The organism is Streptomyces sp. NPDC059080, from assembly GCF_042739975.1.
GTDB classification, from domain to species: domain Bacteria; phylum Actinomycetota; class Actinomycetes; order Streptomycetales; family Streptomycetaceae; genus Streptomyces; species Streptomyces benahoarensis.
On record NZ_JBHYGX010000026.1, the window covers coordinates 20,975 to 46,718 of the forward strand.

Here is a 25,744-nt window from a genome sequence, read left to right on the forward strand (position 1 = left end):
AGGCACCCCTCGAACTGCCCGCCCCGTCGCCGCGGACGCGCTCGGCTACCACGACAAGACCACCACCCGACTCCGCAACGAGACCGGCCGAAAGCCGCTCGAAGAACCACTTCGACATCTTGCGCGCATCGCGCGGCGCGATCTGGCAGGCGTCTTCCAGCGCGGGCAATGCCGGGTACGGCCAGTCGGTGCGGGGTGGCTCAGGTGAGGGGGCGGCACAGCAGGGCGTCGGGGCGGCCGCGCTGGAGCGACTTCCAGGTCATGGCGACACCGGCGACGTACTCGTTGTCGGCACACTGGCCCTTGTAGTCGTTCTCGGCCCAGTCACTGCCCTTGGCGCCGCCGGTGGCGGGGCGGTTGTCGCCCTGGTCGAACCACACGCTGCGGCCCTTGGTGGGCAGCGGGGTGGCGGAGGGTGCGCAGAGCAGGGAGACCATGGCGGGGCCGTTCATGCTGTAACCGACCGCGAAGCTGTTGACCGGGCACTGGAGCTTGTTGTAGCCGTTGGCCCAGTCGCCCTGCTGGACGTAGCGCTCGTCGTTGACCATCTCCCAGTCACCCGCTGCCTTGAGCGGCTCGGCGATGTCGGTGCACAGGCCGCGGCCGTAGCTGCGGCTGAGTCCGATCAGACGCTCGGTGTCGGGGCAGTTGCCCTTGGAGTTGCCCGGGCTCCAGTCCGCCTTGGCGAGCATGGTGCGGGAGAGGTTCCAGTCGCCGTGATCGATGTAGACGATGTTCCAGTGGTTGACCGGGGCGATGGGGCCGCTCTTGGCGGGGGCGTTGACCAGCTTGTTCCAGTCGGTGGCCCGCCAGTCACCGTCGTCCTCGACGCTGAGCCTGTTTCCGGATGCGTCGTACGAGATCAGCGCCCAGTTGTCGTTCGGCGTGCCCTTGTCGTCGCTCCAGCCCACCAGCGGCCACTGGGCGAAGTCGGTGTCGTTCTTCACCAGGATGTCGGTGAAGTTCTTGAACCAGGTCTTCTCCTTGGCGTCGGTGGAGCCGCGCCCGGCGGCGCCGAACTCGCTGACCCAGACCGGGGCGGTGAAGTGCTTCCCCTCGTCGGTGACGAACAGGCCCTCGTCGTTCACGACCTGGGCGAGCTTCTCGGGGGTGAAGTCCTGGTAGCGCGGGTCGTCGGTCGATCCCGGGCCACTGCCCGCACCGGTGTTGGCCGGGCCGGTGTAGCCGTAGAAGTGCACCGCGTAGACCAGCTTGTTCGAGTCGATCAGTGTGTGGGAGAGAGTGCGGACCGGCTTGAGGCCCGGACGCTGGTGGGGGAAGGGGGCAGCGGGGATGCCCTGCCAGTTGATGCCCTCCATGATGATCAGCATGTCGGGGTCGGCCTGGAGGATCTTGTTGCCGGCCTGCTCGAAGGCGGTGTACTCGTCGTGCCCGTCGCCCAAGCCCCAGTTGGCGTCGTCCCAGGTGTCACGGCGGACCTCGTTGCGCAGGTCGGCACCGACCACGCGCTTGTTGGCCTGGTAGCGCTTGGTCATGAACACCCAGTCGTCGATCCACTGTTGGGTCGACTGTCCGCTGTTCCAGCGCTCGTTGCCGTCCAGGCCGCAGCAGAAGCGGTAGCTGGTGGTGTGGTTGTTGAGGATCACCGCGAAGCCGTCGGCGGTCAGCGCCGCGATGACGGCGTCGAACACTTCCAGCGGCGTCTTCCCCTTGAGCTGGGAGTTGGCCGCGACCGCGGTGTCCGGCACCACGGACGTGTCGTGCACCAGTGCGTTGGCGAACGGCAGCCGGATGCTGTTGATGCCGAGGCTGTGGAAGTCGGCCATGATCTGGCCGATCGGGGTGCGGTCCAGGCCGAGCGGAATGTTGTTCGACTTCTGGTGCGCCTGGTGGTTCGCCACGTCGCCGACGTCGCCGCTGCCCACGTACGTCCCCTGGGCTCCCGCCCAGTTGCCGGACCTGAGCTTGAAGCGGTCGCCGTTGGCGTCGACGATGTACCGGCCCCGGGTGCTGAGCGGGCCGGTCCACGAGGTCGCGAGGTCGTCGCCCGTCAACGCGGCAGGAGCCGAGGCGGGAACGGAGTCCGGAGCGGCGACGGCTCCGGGAACGGCCGTGACCAGCAGCACGGCGGCGACGAGCAACGCCGGGATGCCACGGGTGACGGATCTGACGGTTCTCATGGAGCCTCCGGGTGCGGTGGGGTCGAGGAGCAGGTCGGTACGGGTCCCGGGCCACGGCCTCATCAGCCATCACACGAGCCCTTGGCCGCCATGGACGACGGCACCGCCGCCGAGAAGCACGGCGAGGTGTGGTCCATCACCCTTTCCTGGAGCGGCAGTTGGCGGATCACCGTACACGGCGACCCCGTCGGCCGCACCACCTGGATCGGCGGCTTGCCCCCGGCGAGACCCTGCACACTCCGGTCTTCGCCGGTCTGTGCAGCGCGAGCGGCTACGGCGGTACCGCCCGCGCCTGGCACACCCACGTTCACAACCGGGTGCTGCGCGAGGAGTCGCGGCGCCCCGCCGACCTGGAAGAGATCGCCCGCGCCATCAGTCGCGGCGACGCCGAGGCGGCCCGCGACACCGCCGGCCGCCTGCTCAACACCTCGGTCACGGCCGTGTGGGCCGCCACCATGACCACTCCCGGCAGAGGCCGGCGCCGTTGACGGCACCTTCTACCGGCGCAGGAGCGCCCCGGGGTCGCTGCGCAGCAGCCCCGGGGCGAGTGAGGAACGCCGGCCAGAGACCGGCCTTCCGGGGTTGACGGCCCCGACCGGGTCCAGGAATCTGCGACTGCCGGGGCAGTGGTCTCAGGCGCCGCGCCGCACTCGGGCCGCCTTGCGGGCCTCGGCGAGCTTGCGGGCCTCGTTCGCCTTGCGGGACTTGCCGCCGGTGCCGCGGGAGGCGTCCTTGCTGGTGCCCAGGCCGCGGAAGGGAGCGTTGGCGTTCTTGGGTCGGGATGCGGCGGGCCCGCCGTCGAGCGGGATGCCGGAGGGGGCCTTGGCCCCGGTGATCCGACTCAGCTCCGCCTCGCCCGAGCGCACCTTGGTGATCGTCGGCTCGATGCCGGCCTCGGCCATCAGCCGGTTCACCTCCCGGCGCTGGCCCGACAGCACCAGCGTGACGACGCTGCCGGACTCTCCGGCCCGGGCGGTGCGGCCCGCACGGTGCAGATAGTCCTTGGGGTCGGTGGGCGGGTCGACGTTCACCACGAGATCGAGGTCGTCGACGTGCAGGCCACGGGCCGCGACATTGGTCGCCACCAGGACGGTGACCTGGCCGTTCTTGAACTGTGCCAGGGTCCGTGTGCGCTGCGGCTGGGACTTGCCGCTGTGCAGGGCCGCGGCGTGCACCCCGCTGGCCCGCAGATGCCGGGTGAGCTGGTCGACGGCGTGCTTGGTGTCCAGGAACAGCAGTACGCGGCCGTCGCGGGCGGCGATCTCCGTGGTGACGGCGTACCGGTCGGGGCCGTGGACGACCAGCACATGGTGGTCCATCGTCGTGACCGCGCCCGCGGACGGGTCGACCGAGTGGACGACCGGGTCGTGGAGGTAGCGGTGGACCAGCTGGTCGACGTCGCGGTCCAGGGTGGCCGAGAACAGCATCCGCTGGCCGTCGTGGTGCACCTGGTCGAGCACCTCGGTGACTTGCGGCAGGAAGCCCATGTCACACATCTGATCGGCCTCGTCGAGGACGGTGATCCGCACCCGTCCCAGGCGGCAGGCCCCGCGCTCGATGAGGTCGTGCAGGCGGCCGGGCGTGGCGACAACGACCTCGGCCCCGTCGCGCAGCGCAGCGGCCTGCCGGCCGATCGACATGCCGCCCACGACCGTGGCCATCCTCAGGCGGAGCGCGCCGGCATACGGCGCCAGCGCCTCGGTTACCTGTTGGGCCAGCTCCCGGGTAGGCACCAGGATCAGGGCGAGGGGCTGCTTCGGCTCCGCGCGCCGCCCGGCCGTCCGCGCGAGCAGCGGCAGGCCGAAGGCGAGCGTCTTACCCGATCCCGTGCGCCCGCGCCCCAGGACATCGCGTCCGGCGAGGGCGTTGGGCAGCGTGGCTGCCTGGATCGGGAAAGGCTCGCGCACGCCGAGATCGGTGAGCGTGCGCAGCACCTCGGCCGGAAGTTCCATGTCGGCGAAGGCGACCGGGGACACCGTCGGGGTGAGGGTCACCGGCCGGGCGAGGTCGCCGTGCGAGATGCCGAGACGGTCCGGGTGATTCATGAAGAGCCTTCCGCATGGGGAACGTACCGAGGAAGGCCCGGCAGGAACAACGAGCAGCTGACGAACAGGGGGAACCGCACGGACGGAGTCGCCAGCCGTCACGACCGCCCAAACATCGGAGATTAACACAAAGTGACATTTCGACCCAGCGGTGTGGTGCTGGTCACTCGATCCGGGGCGGTGACGTAGCACGAGCTTCCGCCGCGGCAGACCCACGCATAGCCCCCACCCTTCCCCGGCAACACCCCTCGGTCCGGAAACAGGTCGGCCAACCGGACGAGAAGGGCATCGATCTCTTCCGGCGCGAGGGGGACGCGCTCGAACAGCAGCTCTTCCGCGTCCAGTCGGCCGTGGACACCGAGAGCGCGAAGAGATTCCGGGAGGCCGGCGAGGAAGCGCGGAGCGCGCCGCATCGCCGGCCCCAGGAGGAGTCAGGCGGACCTCTGCGGGTCAGCCGTGGTAGCGCGCCACCACCTTGGTGTAGTCGTACTGTGCCTGCTTGACCCCGCTGCACGAGTCCGCGTCAGAGCCGGGGGTGCAGGAGCGGTCGCGGTTGACCGACCAGAAGGTGAACCGGGCGAGGTGGTGCCGCTGGGCGTAGCCGAGCATCGTACGGAAGTTGCGGACGCTGATGGTCTGCCCCTTCATGTCCGTCTTGCCGTTCATCGTCGAGATGCCGATGCGGCGGTAGGCGGCGTCGGATTTCAGGCCGTACGCGGCGGCGACGACGTTCTTCAGGCCGTCGGCGGACTTCATGGTGGTGGTGCCCATGGTGTGGGGGGTGGCGAAGTTGAAGGCCATGATGTTCCACCCGGTCACCGGAAGGCGCGCCGCCCCGGCCCGCTTGATGAGGTCGCGGATGGCGAGGACGGGCCCGTCGGACCGGCCGCTGAAGGTGATGTAGACCTTCAGGGAGGGGTTGGCCGCCTTGACCTTCTTCAGCGCGTCGACGATGCGCTGGCGGACGACGGGTTTGTCGTCCTCCGTGTGCTCGACGTTGATGTCGATTGCCTTGAGCCGGTAGGCGCTGATCACCTTCTGGTAGGCGTGGGCCAGTGCGGTGGGCGTGGTGCAGGAGATGCCGAGCTTGTTGCCGCTCCACCCGCCGAAGGAGGCGACGACGTCGCCGCCTGCCGCGCGGATGTTCTTGATGGCCTTCTCCTCCGCCCCTCCCTGCAGGGGGCGGGAGCCGTCCCACTTCGGGTTGCACGTACCGCCGGAGGTGATGAACGACAGGGTGAACTGCTTGATGCCCGTGGCTTTCATGACACCGACGGGGTTCTGCGGGTGCCCCCAACCGAGGTACAGGTAGGGGGCGTTGATGCCGACGGGGAGTGTGGCGGCCTGAGCTGCCGGGGCGGCAACTGTGGACGAGGCACACAGCGCGCCCGCCGCGGTGCACGCGACCAGCGCTCGTCGCATCAGGAATCGACTCATGAACAGTCCTTTCCAAGGGACTTGGGGACGATCTGAAATGTACTCAGCGATGCGGGCGGGGCGCGGGGCGGGTCGAGGAATTCCGAGGGCCGACGGCGGGTCGGCCACTCAGGCTCTGGTGCACGGGCGGCCATCCAGCGATGGGTGAGGCGACACCAGGTGCTCACGCAGGACTGCCACCCGTTGAAGATCCACCGCTCCCGGTTCCGCACCACCCACCAGGCGTTGCGCGACAAAGGCGCCTGGACCGGCAGCGGACGGGCGACCAGATCGGATCCGCAGTGAGGGGGCTCGCCGGTATTGCTCCAGGAGGGAACGCTAGCTTCGCAAGGTGGCACGCAGGCGCAAGCCGGCAGTTGCGAGACCTTCGAAGGTGGTGACCTGGTAGCTGGGTTCCGGTCCGGGCGGCTCGCTCAAGTGGTAGCGGTGGGCGGTCTGCGCTGTCAGGAGCGTCAGCATCGCCATGGCCAGAGCGGCTCCTTCGCAGCCATGCGGCCCGGTCCCGAAGGAGAGGAAGACTCCGGGTTTCGCCGGCGAGCCCGAATCATCGAGCCAGCGCTCGGGCTGGAACTGATCCGGCTCGGAGTGTGCTCGTGCATCGCGGTGGGCGGTGTAGGGGCAGACGAGAACGGTGGACCCAGCGCCGATGGTGTAGTCGGCGAGCTGGGTCTCTCGCGTGGTGCGCCGGGTCAGCAGCCAGCTCGGGGGGTACAGGCGAAGCACCTCGCGTACCAGTGCCTGGGTGTATCGCAGGCTGTCGAGGTGGGTGCTGGTCGTCGCGGCCGGGTCCGCGGGCAGCAAGCCGGCTTCGGCCGCGACGCGACCCGCTGCCTGGGGGTGCCGGGCCAGGTGGAGCAGAATCCACCCGGCGGCCCGGGAAGGTGTTTCGAAGGTGGCGACGGTGATTCCGGGGAGAGTGTCGAGGACGGCCTCTTCTGGCAGTAGGCCGTAGCGGGAGGAGGGTCGGAGCATTTGTCCCAGCACGTCGTCACCGGGCCGGCCCGATGAACGGCGCCGGCGGACGATGGGCCGCAATGCATTGATGAAGGCGACTTGCTGCCGTGTGCGGAACCGCCGTGCCGGTGTGGGGACCCAGCGCGGCCATACCCAGCGCGAGGGGCGTACGAGCACCTCCCGGGCCAAGAAGAGCTGTGAGGCAAAGGGCAGCAGGGCGGGAGCGTCTTCGGAGAAGAGGTAGCGCACGCCGATCTCTGCCAGGGCACGCCGGACCAGGGGCAGAACCTCGACGTCTTGGCCCATGGGCCACTGGTCGGCGAATTGAGCGGCCCTGGGCGCAATCTCACCGATCCGGGCCGCAACCGCCTGCGGGCGTAGTCCGCGCATGCGAGCGGCGTGAGCGTGCGCACGCTCCTCAGGCGTCAGCGCACCGCTCGACCGCTTCAACGGCGGGAAGAGAGGCGAGGGCACCTTGGGGAAGTCCTGCCCGCGGCGCAGGACTGCTTCACACGGCTCGGACGTAGCGGCTACGTAGACACCCGGCTCCAGCTGCCAGACGTCCCCGCACTCGTCAGCGCCTCGGCGCGCCAGCGCCAAGCGGTCACGGCTCCAAGCCGTGAAGCTGCCTTCGGGAAGCCGCGGAGGCTCACGCATTCGGCCCATGAGATCGTCCCTGACTCTCGTGCCTGCCCAGGTCGATATCGTTGGTGGCGCGGTGGGGAGCCGGTGGGCGCCCGGTGGGTGCCCACCGGCAGTACGGTCACGTCCAATCGTGCTCCCCGTACGCACCGTAGTGGCGTGTGAAGCACAGCTTGCCGAGCAGCTTGGCCATCATGATGCACTCCTCTCCCCTGCCTGAGCCCTCCCAGCCGAAGGCCCACTAATCATATTGCCATATATGTCATGGATGTGATAGAGGTGGGCATTTTGAGACAGTATGACGGTCTTGTGGTTGCCTGATCGTGCGGGTTTGGGCGGTCCGGGCCGGTCGCGCAGCTTGGCCCTGCTGGGCCGTCCGGGTGAGTGACCGCACGCCCTACAAGAGCGACTTGTCCGATGAGCGGTGGACGCCGATCGAGCCGTTGATCTCGGCAGGGAAGGCCGACCGACGTCCCAGACGGGACATCAGGGCCGCTTCGGGGTGCGGGAGATCGCCAAAGCGGCCCTTTACCAGGGCAGAACCGGCTGCCAGGGAGACCACTTCCCGCACGACCTGCCACCGAAGGCTGCCGTCTCCTACTTTTTCAGGATCTCGATGGTCTGCTGCTTTCCCGGTTCTGCCGCTTCAGCCGGGCCAGCTCCTCGCGAACCGCAACAGCGCCAGCCGCCGCCAACGCCCGCCAGAAAACTCTCACTCGACCAGCCGCAGTGACACCCTCACCCAAGCACCGGAGCAATCCCAGTAGTTGAGCGACACCCTGTCGATAACCCGTGGACCTGCGCCTTCGGGCATGCCCGTCAGCCGCACCTTGGTGTGGCCGTCAAGGGACCGGCGGCACCGCCCCCGACACGTCGGCCAGGAGGCGCTCGACCTCCGCGCCCCAGCGCGAGGCGATCACCAGCTCGCGTGCCGGGTCCACCCACCTCGATCCAGCGAGGCGAGAGGACCTGCCGTCCGCCCCATACTCCGCCGCGCAGGCAGAGTTGACCGATGCACGTCTTTATTCGTGTTTCCTCCCTCATGTCCCACCTCTGACCAGCTGCTCCGAGGCATTTCCGGGCCGAGCCCGGGCTCACACGCCTTCTGTGGCCCTCAGGCGTCGCCGGGCTCAGCGATTGATCTTCGGGGAGCGCATCACTGAGTAGTCGCCTGCTCAGCGTGTTCCTCCCGGCGTCTTCGGGCCCTCCGGCCGGCACTGCGCACCGGCCATGGGGGTGGGGGCGCGTGGGTGTATCAGTCCGCCCGGTCTTTGCGCAGGAATCGGCGCAGCCGCCGCAGTGGCCACGTGTTGATCACATCTTCCGGGGTGAGCCACCCGCGTTGTGCCATGCCGATTCCGTAGCGGAGGTACGCGAGCTGCGGAATCGAGTGGGCATCGGTGCTGACGGCGAACTTCGCTCCGTGGCCCCTGGCCCGGAGGATGTCCTCGTCCCCCAGGTCGAGGCGGTCGGGCTGGGCGTTGATCTCCAGCGCGGTGCCTGTGCGGGCGCAGGCGGCGAACACCGCGTCGAGGTCGGCGTCGATGCCCTGGCGCTTGCCGATCAGACGGGTGGTCGGGTGGCCGATGACGTTGATGTGGGGGTTCTCGCAGGCACGTACGATCCGCCGGGTCATCGCCTCCCGGCTGAGGTGGAAGTGGGAGTGCACCGAGGCCACGCAGATGTCGAAGCCTTGGAGGAACTCGCCGGGCCAGTCCACTTCCCCGTCCGGGCCGATGTTGAGCTCGGTGCCGTGCAGCAGCCGCATCCGGCGGCGCCGACCGTTCAGTGACCGCACATGTGCGCGCTGGGCGAGGATCTTCTCGTCGGTCATGCGCTGCATGTACAGGTTCGGCGCATGGTCGGTGATCGCGTAGTACGCGTATCCGCGCTCGGCGGCCGCCGCCACCATCTCCTCCAGCGGGGCGAGGCCGTCGGTGAGGTCGGTGTGGGTGTGCAGGTCACCGCGGATGTCCTGTTCGGTCACCACGTCGGGCAGCTCGCCGCGCAGGCCGGCCTCGATCTCCCCCTGGTCCTCGCGCAGCGTGGGTGGGATCCAGGGCAGGCCGAGCCTGGCGTACACCTCGTCCTCGGACCGGGAGGCGACCCGCTTTCCGCCGTCGGTTTCGAACAGGCCGTACTCGGAGAGCTTCAGCCCCAGGTGGACGGCGATCGTGCGGGTGCGGATGTTGTGGGCCTTCGAGCCGGTGAAGTACTGCAGGCCGGCGCCCCACGAGTCCGGTTGCACCACGCGCAGGTCGACCTGGAGGCCCTTCGTGGTGCGGATCGAGGTCTTCTTCCGGCCGTGTGCGATGACCTCGGCGGTGGAGGGCAGTTCGGTGAGCGCGTCCATGAAGGATGCTGACCGTTCGGCGGCGACGAGGATGTCGATGTCGCCGATGGTTTCCTTCATGCGGCGCAGCGATCCGGCGTAGGCGCAGTTTTCACAGCCGGTGATCCGGGAGAGTTCCGTGACGATGTCCTCGGCGGGCTCCATGGCCGTGCTCAGCAGGACCCGCTCTCCCGCCTGCTGCATGAGGGCGATGCCGTGCAGGATGTTCTCCTCGGTCTTCTCCCCGAAGCCCTTCAGGTCGCGCAGTTTCTCCGCCTTGATGGCGTCGGCCAGCTCGCCGGCCGAGGAGATGTGCAGATCCTCGTAGAGTGCCATCGCCTTCCTGGGGCCGAGCGTGGGGATGGTGATGAGCTGCCGTACCCCTGCGGGTATCTGTGCCCGCGTCTCCTCCACCACCGTGACGTTGCCGGTGCGGAAATACTCGATGACCTTCTCGGCGATCGACCTGCCCACGCCCGGGATTTCCCGCAGGCCCGCGGCATCGAGGCGGGAGACATCGGCGGGGTGACCGCCGATCGCGCGGGCGGCCTTTTCGTAGGCCCGCGCTTTGAACGCGTCGCCTCCGGTGATGGCGATGAGGTCCGCGTACTCCTGAAGGAGTGCCTCGACCTCCTCATTGGTCCGGACCACGTAGCACAGTCTAGGAACCGACCTGTTCGACATGCCAGCCGAGGGCATGTGCCCGGCGGCACTGCGACCGGACGGAGGCGGTCGCACCTCGACGTGCCTTCCCTGCCTCTCCAGCGCGCGAAGCCGCGGGCCCGAGCGTGTACTGGAAGCGAGCGTTTACTGGAAGCCAGGAGGATCCGCGCGGCGACGTCTGAGGCGTGCGCCCGGTCTGCGGTGGCGTGCCAGGTGGCGGTTTGAGCAGGTGAGAGAGCGGTGCGGGCGACATTCGTTCTGGGACGGATCGCCGGGGTCCGGGTGGGCGTGCACTGGAGCGTCCTGCTCATCTTCGGGATCATCGCGCTCGGCCTGTCACAGGGCCGCCTTCCGGAGACGTATCCAGGGCGTGCCTGGGCGGTGTACTGGGCCGCCGGCCTGTGCACTGCCGTGGTCTTCTTCGCTTCCCTCCTCGCACATGAGCTGGCGCACGCCGTCGTGGCCCGGCGCAACGGGATCGAGGTGGACGACATCGTCCTGTGGCTGCTGGGCGGAGCGGCCCGGCTCAAGGGCGAGGCGTCCAGCCCCGGCGCGGAGCTGAGGATCGCCGGCGTCGGCCCGCTCGTCAGCCTCCTTCTGGGCGGGCTGTTCACCCTCGGGGCCTGGCTGCTCGGCCTGGCGTCCGTGTCCGGGATCGTGGTGGAGATGGTGGCGTGGCTGGCAGGCATCAATGTGCTGCTCGCCGCCTTCAACGCGCTGCCTGCCGCCCCTCTCGACGGGGGCAGGCTGCTGCGCGCGTTCCTGTGGTGGCGCACGGGAGACCGGCTGCGGGCGACGGCCGGCGCGACTGCGGCGGGGCGGGTCTTCGGGTGGCTGCTCGTGGTGCTCGGGCTGATCGCGTTCATGAGGACCGGCGCGTTCGGCGGTCTATGGCTGACACTGATCGGCTGGTTCCTCATCGCGGCTGCCACCGCCGAAGGACGGCAGGCCCAGCTGCGCGGCGTACTCGCCGGTATCCCGGTGCGGGACGCTATGACGCCCGAGCCTCTCACGGTTTCCGCCGGCACCACAGTCGCCGGCTTCCTCACCAGTTCGCGCTACCGCTACCGGCATTCGGCGTTCCCGGTGACCGACGACGGGGCCCCGCTCGGGCTGGCGACCCTCGACCGCGCCAGAAAGGTGCCGCAGGCCGAGGCCCATGCCGTGACGGTGAGCGCGGTGATGGTGCCGCTGTCGCAGACCACCGTCGTGGAGCCGGACGCGCCGCTCGCGGATCTGCTGCCGCGCATGGAACCGGGCGCCGAACACCGGGTCCTGGTCGTGGATCACGGCAGGCTCGTCGGAATCATCTCGCTCTCGGACGTCAGCCGCGCGGTGGCATGGCTGATGAACACCGCCCCCGGGCGGCACGGCGGTCTGTGACCGTGGCACCGTCGGACGGGCCGCGGCAGCCGTCCGCCCAGGTCCGGTCGCCGGAGGGTCGATGCGGGTATACCTCCATGCTGCGTGCCTGCCTCTCCCTGGCGAGAGGCGCAGACCCTCGCCGCGAAGCGCCCGTGGGCCCCGGACAGGTCCCGTTGAGCACGGCCTCACGCGTGCTCGCCTGCGCCACAAGCAGCAGCGAAGGGGCGAGGATGGAGGTACGGGGCGCACACGTCGCCCACGTGTTCCTCCGGGATGAGGAGGTCGGATCGTGTTCTTCATGGATCGTCGTGATGCCGGCCGGCAGCTGGCCGCCCGGCTGGCGCACTTCAAGGGGGCTGAGGTGGTGGTGCTCGGCCTGCCCCGCGGAGGGGTTCCGGTCGCCGCAGAGGTCGCCGATGCGCTGGGCGTGCCGCTGGATGTCTGCCTGGTGCGGAAGCTGGGCGTGCCCCTCCAGCCGGAGCTGGGGATGGGAGCGATCGGCGAGGGCGGCGTACGCGTGATCAACGATGACGTGGTCCGCGCGGCGCGCATCACTCCGGATGAGCTGGCTGAGGTCGAGGCCCGTGAGCGGGAGGTGCTGGAGAGCCGTGCCCAGCGGTTCCGGGGTGGGCGGGAACCGATCGGGCTGGAGGGCCGTACGGTGCTGGTGGTCGATGACGGGGTGGCCACGGGGTCCACGGCGCGCGCGGCCTGCCGGATTGCCCGCGCCCGCGGAGCTGCACGGGTCGTGCTCGCCGTCCCCGTGGCACCGCACGGCTGGACCGCACGGCTCGGCGAGGCCGACGAACTGATATGCCTGCACACCCCGCGGAACTTCTTTGCGGTCGGACAGTTCTACACCCTCTTCTCCCAGGTCGACGACGATGAGGTGGTCGCCTGTCTGGAAGAGGCGGCCGCACGCCCGGTGAGCACCCGCCGGACTGCGTCGCGTCACGCCGTGTCCGAGGATCGGGAGGTGGACGTGCGGGCTGGTGTGGTGGTGCTGCGTGGGCAGTTGACGGTGCCCGAGGGCGCGAGCGGGGTCGTGGTGTTCGCGCACGGCAGTGGCAGCAGTCGGCACAGCCCGCGCAACCGGTTCGTGGCCACCGGACTGAATCGGGCCGGGCTGGGCACCCTGCTGTTCGACCTGCTCACCGAGGAGGAAGAGAGCGACCGGGCCAACGTGTTCGACACCGGACTGCTGGCCCGGCGTCTGGTGGACGCCACCGGCTGGTTGCGCGGGCAGCCGGAGGCCGAAGGGCACGCTGTCGGGTACTTCGGCGCCAGCACCGGCGCGGCAGCCGCGTTGTGGGCGGCCGCCGAGCGGGGTGCGCGGATCGCCGCGGTCGTCTCGCGGGGCGGCAGGCCCGACCTGGCCGGTCCACGGCTGCCGGCGGTGACGGCGCCCACGCTGCTGGTCGTCGGGGGCCACGACCCACTGGTGCTCGACCTCAATCGCGAGGCACAAGCCCGGTTGCGCTGCGAGAACCGGCTCGCGGTCGTCCCCGGCGCCACCCACCTCTTCGAGGAATCCGGTGCCCTGGAGAAGGTCACCGATCTGGCCCGTGACTGGTTCACCGACCATATGGTCCCGGTTCCCCATGCGGCGGCCTGAGGCTGAACGCGTGTTCCGGTCGCAGGCGGGACGAGGCCGGAGGCGGCCAGGGTGCCTGTGGTGACTGCCGGTGGGGTGGTCGCGCGGGGGCCGGTAGGCGTAGTGGTAGCACTGCCCGGACTTGGGTGTCCCGCGGGGCCGCACGGGCGAGCCCCGCCTCCGATCGAGCTGCACGGACTGTCGGCGCGCCAGGCACCGGCCCGTGTCGCTGCCCCGGCGCACCCCCGGTGATCTCGGATGTCCGCCCGAGCGGATCAGGCGCGGTGGCGGCAGAGAGGGACCTACGTAGGCTTGATCGCGTAGGAGAACGGGCTTCCTGTTCCAGGGGCCTGCCGTGCGGTGCTTTCGCAGGGAGACTGCCATGGCCGTTTCCCTGGGGGTGCGCGCCGTTCGGAGACCGATGCCGCCGCCGTCAACGCCGTCGGCCCTCACCCCCGCGGGGCCCTACCGAAGGACCACGTCATGCCTGCTCCCGTCGTTCTCATCACCGGCGCGCTCACCGGGATCGGTCGCGCAACCGCCCTCACCTACGCCCGCGACGGCGCGGACGTGGTGGTCAGCGGTCGCCATCAGGACGAAGGCGATGCACTCGCCGAGGAACTCCGGAGCAACGGCGGCCGGCCCCTGTTCGTGAAGGCGGACGTGCGCCATGACGCCGAGGTCCGCAACCTGGTCGACCGCGCGGTGGAACACTTCGGACGCCTCGACGTCGCCTTCAACAACGCCGGCACCGAGGGCAGACTCACCCCGGTCACCGAGGTGACCGACGAGGCGTACGAGGGCACCTTCGACACCAACGTCAAGGGCACCCTCCTCAGCCTGAAGCACGAGTTCCGAGCCATGCAGGCACAGGACGGCGGCGGCAGCATCATCAACGTCAGCTCCGTCTACGGCCTGATGGGCTACCCCGACTACGCCCTGTACGTGGGCAGCAAACATGCCGTCGTCGGCATCACCAAGACCGCGGCCCTGGAGGGCGCCAAGCACGGCATTCGCGTCAACGCGGTGGCCCCCGGCTACACGCGGACCGCGATGTACGAGCGCGCCACCGGCAGCGACGCCGTACGCGATGCCGTCAACTCCGTACTGCCGATGGGCCGTCCGGGCGCCCCCGAGGAGATCGCGGCGGCCGTGCAGTACCTGGGCTCCGGCAAGGCCGGCTACCTCACCGGCCAGACGCTCACACTCGACGGTGGCCTGATGTCGGGCTGGCCCCTCTTCCCCACCTCATGACGGCCGTCAGGTCACGCGCAACCGGCCGTCCACGAACAGATCCACGGCGTTGATGCCGGTGTGACGGAGCGCGGTGTGACCCGAACCGACGGGAGAGATGCGATGCCCATCGATCTGACGGCGGCCTCGGTCACCGAGGCGGTGCAGAAGGCGTTCGAAGGCACGGCGGATGAGCGCGTCAAGGAGCTGTTCAGCCGCCTGGTGCAGCACCTGCACGACTTCACACGGGAGGTGCGGCTGACCGGTGACGAGTGGTTCACGGCGATGGATTTCCTTGAGCGGGTGGGCAAGACCTGTACTCCGACGCGGCAGGAGTTCGTCCTGCTGTCCGACATCCTGGGCCTGAGCGTTCTGCTGGACCTGATCCACCATCCGGGCAGCGGGTCGGCGACGGATTCGACGCTGCTGGGCCCCTTCTACGTCGAGGACCGGCCGACGGCAGAGAACGGATCGGACATCTCCGGTGAGGTCACGGGGACTCCGATGTTCTTCAACGGCCGGGTACTCGACTCGGACGGCGCCCCCGTGGCCGGTGCCAGGGTGGACACCTGGCACAGCGATGGGCAGGGCTCCTACGACGTGCAGATGCAGGACACACTGCACGGCCGGCTGGCCATGCGCGCCCTGCTGACCACCGACGACGAGGGGCGGTTCTGGTACCGGTCCGTAGCCCCACGGTCCTACCCGGTCCCGGACGACGGGCCGTGCGGGGAGATCCTGCGTGCCGCACACCGGTCACCGATGCGCCCGGAGCACCTGCACTTCCGGCTGCATGCCGAAGGCTTCGAGCCACTGATCACCATGCTGGTCCGCAGTGATGACCCCTACGTGGAGCGGGACGCGGTCTTCGGGGTCAGGCGGTCGCTGGTGGTGGACTTCGTCCAGCGCGATGCAGGGGAATCCGCTCCGGACGGCACCCGCATGGACAAGCCGTTCCAGACGGTGGAGCGGACCTTCGTGCTGGCTCGCAAGGAGCAGTGAAGGCGGCCGGCATCCCGCTGGCCCACGTCGAGCCGGTCGGCCCGCCACCCGTGACGATCACCACGCGGCGTTCGCGCCTTTGACGATCCCGTCGTGATGCGCGCGCGAGCTCGGGTCCGCCCTCTCCTGCGACCAGCCGACGACGCCTACGGCACCGACGTAGCCGGCCAGGCGGTGACGTGACGACGGTCCGGCCCGAGGTCAGTGTGGCGACGCCGTCACGTTCACCCCGCCGGAATCGTCGTGGTCCACCTGCCTGGGCAAGGGTTCGCCTCGCCACCCCCGTAATAATGCGCTTGCATCGCTTCCCGGTATGAGATGTGATGCGAGCGCATCGAAACGAACGGACAGTCAACTGCCATGGCGGGGCACGTCATGGCGCGGCGAGGGAAAGGGGGCAGGGGCGCACGCTCTCCACGAGGGCGGAGCGAGCGGCCCGGCGACGCGATGAACACGGAATCGATGAACACGGAACTGTGGAAGCTGAACGCGACCGGACTGGGCGCGGCCGTCGCCCGCGGCGAGGTCTCGGCGGCCGAGGTGGTGGAGAGCCATCTGGAGCGCATCGCGGCGGTGAACCCGGCCGTCAACGCCGTCACCCAGCTCATGGCGGACAGCGCCCGCGAAGCCGCGCGCACCACCGACCGGCGCCGCGCGGCAGGGGAGCGGCTCGGCCCGCTGGCCGGAGTGCCCTTCACCGTCAAGGAGAACATCCACGTGGCGGGGTGGGCGACCACGCACGGCGTGCGGAAGTTCCGCGATCAGGTGGCCGAGGCCGACTCCCCGCCGGTGCGCCGGCTCCGTGACGCGGGAGCGATCCCGATCGGCCACGCCAACATGCCCGACCTGGCGATCTCCTCGGACCCCGCGAGCCAGCTGTACGGCAGGACGTACAACCCCTGGGACCGGTCGAAGACCCCGGGCGGGAGCAGCAGCGGCGACGGGGTGGCGGTGGCGGTCGGCATGGCGGCGCTCGGTCTCGGCAACGACTCGGGCGGCTCGGTGCGCATGCCCGCGGCCTTCAACGGAGTGGCGGCGCTGAAGCCGAGCCACGGCCGCTTCGCCGCCGACCACCGCATCATGGGCCAGGAGCCGATGCTGGCCTCCCAACTCATCCCCGTCGACGGCCCGATCGCCCGCTCGGTCGCCGACCTGCGCGCGGCCTACGAGGCACTGGCGGGCGCAGACCCGGAGGACCCGCGGGCGGTCCCGGTACCCGCATACGGGCCCGGCCCCACCGGCCCTCTCCAGGTCGGCATCGTGGCCGACCCGGCCGGAGCCGGCATTCACCCCCAGATCCGTGCAGCCCTCGACGAGGCGGCCACCGCACTGGAGCAGGCGGGCTACGCCGTGGAGGAGGTGCAGATCCCCCGGCTGGCCGAGGCCCTGGAGTGCTACGGCAAGCTCATCATGACCGAGTTCGGGGTGACGTGGCCCCGCATCAGGCGACTGCTCAGCGAGAAGGGCGCCCAGCATCTCGACCTGTTCATGGAACGCACTCCGCACACCGAACTCGCCGAGTTCCTCCGGCAGACCGGCGTCCGGCTCTCCGTCCAACGTGACTGGGCCAAGCTCCTGGACACCCACCCGCTGCTCCTCGGAGCCACCTGCCCCCAGCCCGTCCCCGGGGCCGACCTGCTCCCCGACGACACCGACGCCGAGAGCCACGCCCGGATGATGCTGGCGGGAGCCCTGTGCACCGTGACCTCCCTTGTCGGCGTGCCTGCGGTGAGCGTGCCCACCGGGTTCGCGGACGGCATGCCGCAGGGCGTCCAGCTCATCGGCCAGATGTACCGCGAGGACCGGTGCCTGGGGGCCGCCGAGGTGATCGAGCGTCACTTCGGTGTGCTCGCGCCCATTGACCCGCGCCCGTACTGTCCGTCTACCGGCCCTTGCTCTCTGCTTCCGCCAGCTCCTTGAACTGCTGAAGGTCGCTCCGTACTCCGCGCTCGATCGCGGCCGCCTGCGCAAACCCCTGAGGCCCGCCGAAGGTCTCCTTGATCGTGTCGGGGTCGTACTCGAACCGGGCCTGGAGCCGGGTGTGCGCCCGGTCGATCGGCAGCAGCGAGAAGGTCCCTGCCAGGTCGGGACCGCTCGTCGTCCGCCACGTCATCATGTTCTCCCTCTCCCGGTCGACGATCTCGACCTCGAACTCCTGCGCGCGGCCTCCCGTGTCAACGTCCAGATGCGTGCGTCGCTCCCCCTCCGGCCGGGCATCCCGTACACCGTTCAGGAACCGCGGATAGGTCTCCGGGCGGTGAAGGCAGTCCCAGGCCGTTTCGAGGGGAGCACCGACGTCGATGTGCTCTTCGAGAGTGCTCATCAGGCACCTCACAGCTTCGTCTACGGCTCACCCCGTGCATCTCCAGAGTCCCCCACCCGGCCGCCGGAAGCGACCCGGGCGCGCAGCACAGTGCACGACAGGGGCGCGGCTCAGAAGCTGAACAGGCCGGGATTCTCACGGACGTATTCCGCCACCCCTGAAGGGGGTCGCCCGGTGACCTGCTCGTACCCTTCTGCCGTGCGGTCGTAGCGGTTCTCCGCGTGAAGGCGAGCCATGGTGGTGAGGTGCTGGAAGACGTGGTCGGACAGCCCCAGCGGTCTGAGGTCGTCGTCGATCCACTCGTGGAGGGGAACGTCGGTGTACCGAACCGGCCGCCCCAGAACTGTGGAGATCTCCGCTGCCATGGCGGCGACGTCCTCCGAGCGCGGGCCGGTCAGCTCATAGGTCCTGCCGATGTGCGGGGCCGGGTCGGCCAGGATTTCCTCCACGACCGCGGCCACGTCACCGGCCACCACAGGGGAGGTTTTCGCCCGGCCGAAGGGCAGCCTGATGGTTCCGTCCTTCGCGATCGAGGAGAAGCCGACGCGGAACAGCGGGTTTTCCATGAACACGGTGGGCCTGAGCTGGACGACGGGCAGGCCCGACCAGTCGAGGACCTGCTCCACCAGCCACTGCTGACGCTGCTGCACGGACTCGGAGGTGCTGGTGAGGTCCGTCTCGGAGACGGTCAACTGCGACATGTTCACGAATGCTTCCAGGCCCCCGTACGCACGCGCGACGGCTGCCACCGTTACGGCAGCCTGCAGATACTGCGCCGACACACCCATGCCGAAGTACATGCGTGTACAGCCGGCCAGGGCATCGGCGATGTCGCCCGCGCGCGTCAGGTCTCCGACGACGACCTCCGCGCCGGTCAGGCGTAGCGCCTGCGCCCGCTCGTCGTCGCGACGCACCATGGCCCGGACGGGCAGGTCCCGTCGCCGAAGACCTTCGACCACCGATCGTCCGACCCCGCCGACACTGCCCGCCGCGCCCGTCACCAGAACGGGCATCACACCAACTTCTCGGGTGCGGTTCATAGCCGCAGCCTGCGATGCACACGACTGCGGCGCAACTGGTCACGCACGTCATCGACCTCACCGATTCCGGCGCCCTCCACGGCCTTCGCCGCTGCCCGGCAGGGCCCGTTGCCCTTCCCGCCGTTCGCGATGCGCAATGCCCACAGCCCCGTACCCACCCTTTTACCGCGAGCCGGTTACCGACACGCCGCACTGCGCCTGCCCCAGGAAGAGTGCGGGAACAACAACGCGCCCGGTCGGCGGCCTCCCCCGGTACCCGGCGACGGGCTGCCGGGAGCCGCTACGCCTGGTGAGCCGCGGAGATCTGGCCGACCAGGACGGCGAACGGCATGTCGAGGGCGGCGTAGACGGCGCCGGACTCGGGTGCCGCATTGTCGGCCAGGGCCTCGACCATGAGGGTGGCGTAGTCGCTGACCATGACGCCCGCCTGCTGCATGCGCAACAGCCCCGCCTGCCGCTTGGTCCGGCTGAAGGTGCCGGAGGCGTCGACGGCGACGTACGCGTCGTATCCGGCGGCCGTGGCGGCAAACGCGGGCAGCGCCGCGCACACCTCCAGCGACACCCCGGCGAAGATCAGCTTCTGCCGGCCGGTGGCTTCGACGGCCTCGCGGACGCGGTTGTCGTGCCAGGCGTTGACGGTGCTGCGGTCGATGACCTTCTGGTCGGCAGGCAGCGCCTCGACCAGCTCAGGGGCGGTCGGCCCCCACATGCTGTCGGCCGCGGTGGTGGTCACGACCAGCGGGATACCCAGGACCGTCGCCGCCTTGGCCAGCGCCACCACGTTGTGCTTGAGCTCGTCGACGGTGATGTCACGGACGCCGGACAACAGGCCCACCTGATGATCGACCAGCACCACGGTCACGTTCTCCCGGGTGAGCGACTCCAGGAACTTGCTGCGCTCACTCATCTCGCACTCCTCATCGGGTGGAGACACAGCTCGTTGGTCACTAATCTTGATAGTCAGAATTGGTGATTACTCACCTTCACGCTAGGCCCCGGCCCGGCGGAGCACAAGCGCTCCCGGAGGGTGCGCCCAGCTGCGGGCCGGCGCTGTCCCAGCCATCGTCAGGGACGACTGACACCGCAGGTCACGCTCTGCACGGCGGCGGAGGACCATCGAGACGGGAGCTGCGTTGGCCAGGAAGCAGACCGCGGAACCGGACCTCGGCGTACTCGCCGCCCAGGTCCTCTTCTCCGTTCAACGCGAGCTGTTCGCCGCGCTCGCCGAGCAGGGCTTCGACGACATCCAGCCGCGGGCCGGCGCGGTCCTCGCGTACCTGCGTTCCGACGGCATCCGGGCCAGCGAACTCGCCCGCGCCTCCGGACGGCACAAGCAGGTCATCGGCTCCCTCATCGACGATCTCGAACGTCTGGGGTACGTCGAACGCAAACCCGACCCCGCAGACCGCCGCGCCAAACTGATCTATCCCACCGAACGCGGCCTGCTTCAGATGGCAACCGCCGCCGCCATCATGCGTACGATCGAGGAACGCCACGCGGAGGCGCTGGGCAGGCAGGAATACATCACCTTCAAGTCGGCTCTCCACTGCGTGGCCGACCTCCCACGCAAGCCGTCGAGGTGAACGCGCGAACCACCGACCTGTCGCGCGGCCGCTCCTGACCAGCTCTTCCGGATCAGTGGCGGAAGAGGACCTCTACACCGGAACTCCGTAGCATCCGCCTGAACGCTTCCGTTGACGCACACCGTCCACGAATGACGGAAACTCAGCTGTCTGATGTCATCAGCTTCCGCATCTTTTACGGACCCGCCTTACGGGGCGGGCAAGAGAGCGGCGGCGGAAATCAGAGATCAGGCCCAGTCTTCGTTGACGAATACGGATGCCTCCCCTGCGTCCTTCGTACAGGACGCACAACAGTCACCCCCGAGCGTGCCGTTGCCCCGCTGGACAGCTGAGGAGGCAATAGCAATAGCCACCATCCCGACCCGTGGCAGGGAGGAGGTACGGACAGTTCTGTCAAGCCTGCATTGCATGGTCGGCGATTCCCCCGTGGAGTGCCTAAAAGGCACGGCGTAACCTACCGCAGAAACATTATGAGAGTATGCCATCACCCTCTTATCGTCTCGACTTCGAAAAGAGATGCGGGCTCCGCACTCCACGAATAGGCGGGACGCCGAGGCGCACATTCGTCCGCTTTTGTGAGCGAGGTCAACGCCGGCCTCCCTTGTGGGTTTCTCTGTCCCAGTCACGGAAGGCCGCCCACAAAAGGACCAGCACGGCCGCGAACGCCGGTGTCCAGGCCAGGCGGACAACGACCCACAACGGGCTGTCCGGGCTCGCGTGCAGGGCGAAGTACCGCTGACCGAGCGCGAGAGGGACAACGGTGGTGACGAGCATCGCCGTCTGGTGCCACAGGAAGACCGTGATGGTCGAGAGGTTGAGCAGCGCAACCGTCGCCCAGAGGAACTGGCGGGGCGTCGCCCGGGGTGATGTCCGGTACGCGGAGTGGGACTTGTCCGCTACCGGCTGCCCGACCAGGCGGCGCAACGGTCGGCGCAGCAGCAGAGCCCCACCGCACTGGGTCAGCCCGAATGTCACCGCAGCCAGCGTGGGCGGATTGAGGTTCGACATGCTCTCACCGGGGACGCCCACCATGCTCACGGGGTAGCCGCCCCACAGCATCAGGGCGGCCGTGGCCGCAGCGCCGCCGACGAGCATCGCGATGGCGGACCGGCGTCGGGTGAACGCCCCCGACACCCAGGCCGTGCCCAGGCAGTACGGCACCAGCCACCCCGCGATGATGTTGATGTCACGGAGCGATTCGACCCAGCCGGTGTCGCCGAAGATGAATCCGGCACCGTCCGTGGCGGCCACGACCATGCCCGCCGTCACGGCGATCCGGATTCCCCACTTCTGGACGAGCGGTGTCAGGGCGGTCAACGCCGCGTACACCGCGAGGAACCACAACGGCGAGAAGGAGAGCCGCGTCAGGGTGTGCATCGTCTCGGGCGCCATGCCCGCGGTGGCCAGGCCGACCAGCGCCAGCGCCCATGTGAGGGCGAGTGCGAGCGTCGGGCGCAGCAGCCTGCGCAGTCGCTGGGCGAGCCAGGTGCCGTACCCCATGCCACTCGCCCTGGCCGAGCCGTAACTGTGAGACCCGACACGGCCACCGACGAAGAAGAAGACCGCGAGCGGCTGCAGCACCCACGACAGCGGGGCGAGGCCGGGCATGTGCGATAAGGGGCTGTCGGCGGCCAGGTGGCCGCCGGCCTGGAGCACCACGGCACTGACCAGCCAGTGGCCGAGGACCACCCCCAGGGTGGCCAGCGAACGCAGCACGTCGACGGCGCGGTCTCGGCCGACGGGGGTCATCGCGTCGATCCGCAGCACCGCCGCGTGCAGCCCGGCAGTCCATGGCCGACGGCCCGCGCACGGCCGGCCCGTCAGTGTCCAGGCACCGGGCGCACCGGCTCGGGCGGTCTGTTCCTCGGGAGGAATACGGAGGTCAGCCACGGGACACCTCCGCGCCCCGGCCCAGCGTGATCAGCGCGATGTTCCGTACGGCGAGGCCACCGGGCTTCAGGTATGCGCTGTGCTGGGCGGAGCCCGCGGGAAGGACCTCGGCGCCGAAAGGCGTGGATGTCGGGTCGCTGCCGAAGCCGACCGATACGCCGAAGACGCTCACGCTGACGTGCGGAACGTCTGCGATCCAGTCGCGGGTGCCGCGGCCCGCCCAGAACGGGACGTGGGTGCCGAGTTCGGACCGTGAACGTACCCCCATGCCGGGACTGCCGAAGACCACGATGTCCGACAGCGCCGACGCCGTCCTGGGGTCCATCGTGCCCATGGCGCTTCCGCACACCACGGAACCGTAGGAGTGGCAGAGCAGAGTGGTCCGGGCCGTGGAGTTCACCTGCCGCAACTGCCTGATCAGCCCTTCCAGCCGCTGCCCTCCCTCCTCCGCACGGCTTTTGGTGAGGACTTCGACGCTCTGGGTCCGGGGCGCCCGGTAGCCGTACCAGGCCACTACGGCAACCCGTGACTTCGGGTCCAGCTTCTTGGTCTCGGCATACAGGCCGCGGGCACCACCGGCTAGCGAGCCGTAACGCGAGCCGAGCATGTCGAACGTGTCGATGGTGGTGTCCGAGCCCGGAACCACCACGGCTATCCGGTCCGCATGGGCCAGATCTCCCAGTACCTCCACGGCTTGGCCATCACCAACGGGCGAGAAGGAAAGGAAGTTGCGCTTGACGGAGCGCAGTTCGCCCAGCCGGTCCGCCCGGGCGCCGTCCCCCACGTCCCGTGCCGCCCGCTCCGCCTCGGCCATGTAGTGGCGGTTCGCTGCGTAACGGTCCTCCAGCGTGTCCGCCGAGAGCGCGGGCAGCCGGGGCGCTACGGGGGTCTGCGTGGCGTGGGAATGAGCTGCTGCGGTGACCGAGAACACCAGGCAGCCAGCAACGGCGGAGACCAGCAATCCACGTCTGAGACGGGCAGCTCGCACGGCTTCTTTTCCCTCCTCGTCGTTCGAAGAACTGGGAGGAAGGCTAGGTTTCACCGGCACGGGAAGGGATCACGCCAGAGAGCTCACTTTGCAGCTAGCTCTCAGGTATGACAGGAGGGAACTCACTCATACCCAGGGGGGCATGGGCGTCGGCCTCAAGGCAGAGAAGCGCGGACAGATGTCCCCGGTGCAGAGCCCGTCGACGCGCGCGGGCCGTTCGGGCACGCTCACTCGCCTGCGACGACGAGGCCGGCTTCATAGGCGAATATCGCCGCCTGCGTACGGTCCCGCAGGCCGAGCTTCACCAGGATGCGGCCCACGTGCGTCTTGGCGGTCTGTTCGGCGATGACCAGCTCCTTCGCGAGCTCGGCGTTGGACAGTCCCCGCGCGATGAGGCACAGCACCTCGGTCTCACGGAGCGTCAGGTCGCCGATGTTCTCCTGGCGCGGTCTGTGCGGGGTGGGCAACCGGGCGAACTCCTCCATCAGCCGCTTGGTGATGGTCGGTTCGATGAGCCCGCCGCCCTCGTGCACCGTTCGTATGGCGTTGGCCAGTTGGTGCGCGGAGGACGTCTTGAGCAGGAAACCACTCGCGCCGGCGCGCAACGCCTCGTACACGTACTCGTCCAGGTCGAACGTGGTCAGTACGAGGATCTTGGCGACGCTGCCGCCGGCCGTGATCTGCTGGGTGGCCTGGAGGCCGTTGAGCCGCGGCATCCTGATGTCCATGAGGACGATGTCCGGGTCCAATTCGCGAACCAGGCGGACTCCGTCCTCACCGTTGTCCGCCTCGCCGACAACATCGATGTCCGGCTGCGCGTTGAGGAGAATGGCGAAGCTTTCGCGGATCATCGTCTGGTCGTCCGCGATCACTACACGAATCGTCATCTTTCCTCGCTCTCACCGGAACGCAAGGGCAACGCTGCTGTCACTTCGTACCCCCCGTCCCCTCGGTGTGCCGCCCGGAAAGTACCGCCGAGCATGGAAACCCGCTCCCGCATTCCCAGCACACCATGACCGGATCCCGGCCGGGGCTCCACCGGACCGGCCGGCGGCCCGTTGGACACGTGCACCTCGATCTCCGACCGGCCATACGTCAAGGTGACTTCGACCCGGGAACCCGGGGAATGCCGCAGCGCATTGCTCAGCGCCTCCTGGGTTATCCGGAAGGCGGAAAGTTCCACTCGCTTGGGCAGTTCACGTCGTACACCGCGGATCTCGGCAGCGATGTCCAGCCCTGCCGAGCGGACGTTTTCCAGGAGTTCCTCGAAGTTGTCCAGGCCGGGCTGCGGCACGTAGCGGCTGTCCGGGTCCTGCTCGTCCGACCTGAGCGTGCCCAGGAGATGTCGCATCTCGGCCAGGGCTGCCAGCGCGTTCTCCCGGATCTCGGTGAAACACTCGCTGAGCTCCTGGGGCGGATTCGCCACCCGGTACGGAGCCGCCTCCGCCCGGACGGCCACCACCGACATGTGATGGGCGACGACATCGTGAAGTTCCCGCGCGATACGCGCCCGTTCTTCCAGGACTGCGCGGCGGGATCGTTCGAGCGCGGTCAGGCTTTCCTGCCTGCGCAACTGCCGCCGGGCCCGCACATTCGACCGGGCGACGGTCAGCAGCACCAGGCCGATCGCCGAAGCCGCTCCGTACAGCTGCACGTTGTGGTTCGCGCCCGGGGGTGTCGCCCACGTCTGGAGGGCAAGGCCGGTGAGCATGCTGAGCACCCATTGCGCGACTGCTACCCGTAGCGGGAACTGCCAGGCGTTGATGAGGGTGACGGCGAGATGGACGAGCAGTGCAGCCCCCGTCCAGGGCCAGGGCAATCCCGCCGTGTTGTGCCCGGCAAGCGAAGCGCTGGTCAGTGCGTAGGCGATCGTGGCCGCCAGTGAAAGCCACCAGGCGACAAAGGGGCGAACGAGAGAAAGCGCCATCGGGAGGGTTTGCGCGCATGCGAGGGTGGCGCACAAGGCAAGAGGCAATTGCAGTCGCTCTGCCATCAGATTGCCGGCGGACACCGCGAGCGCCGCCGCAACGGCCCCGGCAGCAGAAACGGCGAGCCAGCGCCACAGTCGCTTTCGGGGGGAGTGCGAATCGGACCGGGGGCCTCTCGATAAGTCACAAAGAACCCGGAGAATCACCCACAGCGATTCCAGGAGAAGAATTGCACGGCGGTATCGGACTTCGCCCAGGCGCGGCGATGTCCCCTTTCCCGCACTCTTCTGCTCCCCCACTCGCGTGACCTTACCACGGCCGGAACTGATCGCCCCGTACCGCAAGCGCATTCCCTGCGCGCGACGTCAGACGCCTCGGAGGAGGGGCAGCACGCCCTTCCCTTCGCGCACTTCCCTTACGGACAGTCAGCAGCCAACATTCCCGTGGACAGTGGCTCCGGCCGCCTCCTGCGTGACACGTCACCCCTCAAACCCACCCCTACCAAGCGTTACCGAAACCCACCTCTCGGTGATCACCCGTACTCGACTGTCACGATTCTGATGCTCGCTACATCCGACCCTCTC

Annotated in this window: 20 protein-coding genes; 8 read left to right on the plus strand and 12 right to left on the minus strand. The window is 69.0% G+C overall.

Annotated features, from left to right (window positions below; all coding sequences use genetic code 11):
* Positions 1–200: 200 nt before the first annotated feature.
* Positions 201–2,141, minus strand: coding sequence for a glycoside hydrolase family 5 protein (locus ACFWWQ_RS20405; protein ID WP_384598050.1), 1,941 nt, complete (start codon positions 2,139–2,141; stop codon positions 201–203).
* A gap of 90 nt (positions 2,142–2,231) precedes the next feature.
* Here ACFWWQ_RS20405 and ACFWWQ_RS20410 point away from each other — a divergent pair, with 90 nt between their 5' ends.
* Complete coding sequence (locus ACFWWQ_RS20410; protein ID WP_384598052.1) at positions 2,232–2,600, plus strand: glycoside hydrolase family 36 N-terminal domain-containing protein; 369 nt, start codon at positions 2,232–2,234, stop codon at positions 2,598–2,600.
* Between the two features lie 173 nt (positions 2,601–2,773).
* Here the strand turns inward: ACFWWQ_RS20410 and ACFWWQ_RS20415 are convergent, their stop codons facing one another.
* A complete protein-coding gene (locus ACFWWQ_RS20415; RefSeq protein ID WP_384598054.1) occupies positions 2,774–4,186 on the minus strand; it encodes a DEAD/DEAH box helicase in 1,413 nt (470 codons plus the stop codon).
* Between the two features lie 450 nt (positions 4,187–4,636).
* Entirely contained in the window at positions 4,637–5,623 is a 987-nt protein-coding gene (locus ACFWWQ_RS20420) for a chitinase (protein WP_384598055.1), read from the minus strand.
* A gap of 144 nt (positions 5,624–5,767) precedes the next feature.
* Here ACFWWQ_RS20420 and ACFWWQ_RS20425 point away from each other — a divergent pair, with 144 nt between their 5' ends.
* Positions 5,768–5,908, plus strand: a complete 141-nt coding sequence (locus ACFWWQ_RS20425) for a hypothetical protein (RefSeq protein WP_384598057.1) — start codon at positions 5,768–5,770, stop codon at positions 5,906–5,908.
* 33 nt (positions 5,909–5,941) lie between these two features.
* On the opposite strand, the gene ACFWWQ_RS20430 is transcribed toward ACFWWQ_RS20425, so the two are convergent.
* Positions 5,942–6,883, minus strand: coding sequence for a cytochrome P450 (locus tag ACFWWQ_RS20430; protein WP_384598059.1), 942 nt, complete (start codon positions 6,881–6,883; stop codon positions 5,942–5,944).
* A gap of 1,591 nt (positions 6,884–8,474) precedes the next feature.
* Positions 8,475–10,202 carry a DNA polymerase/3'-5' exonuclease PolX gene (polX, locus tag ACFWWQ_RS20435; protein WP_384598061.1) on the minus strand — a complete coding sequence of 576 codons (1,728 nt, stop codon included), beginning with the start codon at positions 10,200–10,202 and terminating at the stop codon, positions 8,475–8,477.
* A 252-nt stretch (positions 10,203–10,454) separates the two neighbouring features.
* Here polX and ACFWWQ_RS20440 point away from each other — a divergent pair, with 252 nt between their 5' ends.
* The 5 genes from ACFWWQ_RS20440 (at position 10,455) to ACFWWQ_RS20460 (ending at position 17,328) form a co-directional block, all read left to right on the plus strand.
* Positions 10,455–11,597: a site-2 protease family protein gene (locus ACFWWQ_RS20440; protein WP_384598063.1), complete on the plus strand. Its 1,143-nt coding sequence runs from the start codon at positions 10,455–10,457 to the stop codon at positions 11,595–11,597.
* A 271-nt stretch (positions 11,598–11,868) separates the two neighbouring features.
* Positions 11,869–13,194, plus strand: coding sequence for a phosphoribosyltransferase family protein (locus ACFWWQ_RS20445; RefSeq protein WP_384598065.1), 1,326 nt, complete (start codon positions 11,869–11,871; stop codon positions 13,192–13,194).
* A gap of 462 nt (positions 13,195–13,656) precedes the next feature.
* The gene (locus ACFWWQ_RS20450; RefSeq protein ID WP_384598067.1) at positions 13,657–14,427 is read left to right on the plus strand and encodes an SDR family NAD(P)-dependent oxidoreductase; all 771 of its coding nucleotides are present in this window, start codon (positions 13,657–13,659) and stop codon (positions 14,425–14,427) included.
* A gap of 102 nt (positions 14,428–14,529) precedes the next feature.
* Positions 14,530–15,408, plus strand: coding sequence for a dioxygenase (locus tag ACFWWQ_RS20455; RefSeq protein ID WP_384598069.1), 879 nt, complete (start codon positions 14,530–14,532; stop codon positions 15,406–15,408).
* 462 nt (positions 15,409–15,870) lie between these two features.
* Positions 15,871–17,328 (plus strand): amidase, encoded by a 1,458-nt coding sequence (locus tag ACFWWQ_RS20460; RefSeq protein ID WP_384598071.1) that lies wholly within the window; start codon positions 15,871–15,873, stop codon positions 17,326–17,328.
* Here the strand turns inward: ACFWWQ_RS20460 and ACFWWQ_RS20465 are convergent.
* The 3 genes from ACFWWQ_RS20465 to ACFWWQ_RS20475 form a co-directional block, all read right to left on the minus strand.
* A complete protein-coding gene (locus tag ACFWWQ_RS20465) occupies positions 17,291–17,731 on the minus strand; it encodes an SRPBCC family protein (RefSeq protein WP_384598073.1) in 441 nt (146 codons plus the stop codon). The two genes, ACFWWQ_RS20460 and ACFWWQ_RS20465, sit on opposite strands and share 38 nt — an antisense overlap.
* Positions 17,732–17,841: 110 nt before the next feature.
* The gene (locus ACFWWQ_RS20470) at positions 17,842–18,771 is read right to left on the minus strand and encodes an NAD(P)H-binding protein (RefSeq protein ID WP_384598075.1); all 930 of its coding nucleotides are present in this window, start codon (positions 18,769–18,771) and stop codon (positions 17,842–17,844) included.
* A gap of 280 nt (positions 18,772–19,051) precedes the next feature.
* Positions 19,052–19,678 carry an isochorismatase family protein gene (locus tag ACFWWQ_RS20475; protein WP_384598077.1) on the minus strand — a complete coding sequence of 209 codons (627 nt, stop codon included), beginning with the start codon at positions 19,676–19,678 and terminating at the stop codon, positions 19,052–19,054.
* Positions 19,679–19,904: 226 nt separating this feature from the next.
* Here ACFWWQ_RS20475 and ACFWWQ_RS20480 point away from each other — a divergent pair, with 226 nt between their 5' ends.
* Positions 19,905–20,354, plus strand: coding sequence for a MarR family winged helix-turn-helix transcriptional regulator (locus ACFWWQ_RS20480; RefSeq protein WP_384598079.1), 450 nt, complete (start codon positions 19,905–19,907; stop codon positions 20,352–20,354).
* A 585-nt stretch (positions 20,355–20,939) separates the two neighbouring features.
* Here the strand turns inward: ACFWWQ_RS20480 and ACFWWQ_RS20485 are convergent.
* The 4 genes from ACFWWQ_RS20485 to ACFWWQ_RS20500 form a co-directional block, all read right to left on the minus strand.
* Entirely contained in the window at positions 20,940–22,244 is a 1,305-nt protein-coding gene (locus ACFWWQ_RS20485; protein ID WP_384598081.1) for an acyltransferase family protein, read from the minus strand.
* On the minus strand, positions 22,237–23,232 hold the full coding sequence (locus ACFWWQ_RS20490; protein WP_384598083.1) for an alpha/beta hydrolase: 996 nt from the start codon (positions 23,230–23,232) through the stop codon (positions 22,237–22,239). Before ACFWWQ_RS20490 ends, ACFWWQ_RS20485 begins: the two co-directional genes overlap by 8 nt.
* A gap of 227 nt (positions 23,233–23,459) precedes the next feature.
* Positions 23,460–24,119, minus strand: a complete 660-nt coding sequence (locus ACFWWQ_RS20495) for a response regulator (RefSeq protein WP_384598085.1) — start codon at positions 24,117–24,119, stop codon at positions 23,460–23,462.
* Positions 24,116–25,459: a sensor histidine kinase gene (locus ACFWWQ_RS20500; protein WP_384598087.1), complete on the minus strand. Its 1,344-nt coding sequence runs from the start codon at positions 25,457–25,459 to the stop codon at positions 24,116–24,118. Before ACFWWQ_RS20500 ends, ACFWWQ_RS20495 begins: the two co-directional genes overlap by 4 nt.
* Positions 25,460–25,744: the final 285 nt, after the last annotated feature.